We start from the raw sequence: 1,661 nt of genomic DNA on the forward strand, positions 1-1,661 counted from the left end.
TCAGGCATTTCCTCGATCAGGCGTGTCTCCAGCAGCTGTCCGTTGCGGTAGAGCACGGGGGTGGCGACGGCGGCGATGTGGCTGTTGAACTCGCGCAGGGCCCGCAGCGTCTCCAGGTGGATGTCGGAGGTCTCGAAACTCTCCCGCCCGCCGTTTTGCAATCGGCTCAGGTGGCGCTTGCGGCTGTCATGCTCCATCCGTTTCAGCTCGGTCTTCTCCAGGCTCAAGAGCCGGGCGCTTTCCAGATCGTCGGAGATCAGCACATTGGAGGCCAGCTGCAGATTGGCCTGGATCGCCTCATGCATGCGGGTGATTTCCAGCCAGCCGTCCTTTGAAAAGCTGAGGCCCTTCTTGTTCATTTCGCCTGCCAGCACCGTCAGGCGCCGCGCCACCACGTCGCCCGCGGTCTCCAGCCGGATGGCGTATTCCATCAGGCTGCGGGCGGTCTTCAGCTCCGCCTTGCTGAACGCCTCTTCCGGGATTGCGGCCACATAGCGGCGGATGCCGGAGAGGCAGGCGTTGACCTCATCATCCATCCGCTGCACCGCCCTGATCTGCTCCTTGCTGCCGCCCTGATACAGCTCCAGCACCGGGCGGAACATGGCGCCGACCTGATCGGCCATCCGCAGCAATTCGCGCTTGAGGTTGGCCACCGCCTGGGCCGGAGAGCCGTAGCTGCCCTGCTCCAGCGCGCTGGCCGCCCGCCCCGGCGCTGCGGTTCCGGCCTGTGCGGGCTCGGGAAAACTGCGCATGAACAGCCCCTCCAGCGGGGTGCAGACCGGCAGCGCCAGCAGCAAGAGCGATGCGTTGAAGGCGAGATGCGCATTGACCAGCATCTGGCCGCCCTGCGGGTCACCCAGCCAGCCCTGGCGCAGCGCCAGATTGGCGCCGAACAGGCAAATCACTGCCCAGGTGCCGCGCAAGGCCAGGTTGGCATAGGGAATGCGCCGCGCCTTCAGCGCCATGCCGCGGCTGAGCCAGACCGGGATGAAGGCAGAGCCGAAATTGGCCCCCAGCACCAGCGACAGCCCGGCGGCAAAGGGGATGGCGCCGATCTGCACCAGGGTGACGCACATCAGGATCGCCGCGACGGAGGAATGCATCACAAAGGCCAGTGCGCCACCAACCAGGAAGGCGGTGATATAGTCGCGCGCCAGATAGCCCGCCACCGCAGGCAGAAAGGCGCTGTCGCGGATCGGGTCCATTGCCTCGCGCAGAAAGCGCAGCGAAATCAGGATGAAGGCGACACCCATCAGGATCCGCCCCAGCTGGCGCGCCTTCTTGGCCTCGGTCTTGACGAACAGGTAGCCGCCGACCGCCAAAAGCACCGGCACCAGCCAGTCGAGCTTGAACGACAGGATCTGGATGATCAGCGCCGAGCCGAGATCGCCGCCCAGCACAATCGCCAGCCCGGCGGGGAAGGCGAGATAGCCGCTGGCGGCAAAGCCGGAGGTCAAGAGCGCCACCGCCGCCGAGCTTTGCAGCACAATCGCCAGGATCAGCCCCATCAGCCCCGCCTGCAAATGGCTTTGGCGCCCAGTCAGCAGCCGCTGGAACGAGGCACCGTAGCTGCGCTCAATCCCGGTCCGCACCATCCGAACCGCATAAAGCAGCAGCATCGTCGCACCCGCAAGGCTGATCAGAAAAGTCAGTATTGCCAT

General features: G+C 65.4%; 1 protein-coding gene. It reads right to left on the minus strand.

The window, feature by feature from the left end; genetic code table 11:
* Positions 1-1,661: Na/Pi cotransporter family protein (locus RA21_RS21745; RefSeq protein WP_019296934.1), on the minus strand; the 1,661-nt coding region annotated here is incomplete at both ends.

Source organism: Leisingera sp. ANG-DT, from assembly GCF_000813785.1.
Lineage (GTDB): Bacteria > Pseudomonadota > Alphaproteobacteria > Rhodobacterales > Rhodobacteraceae > Leisingera.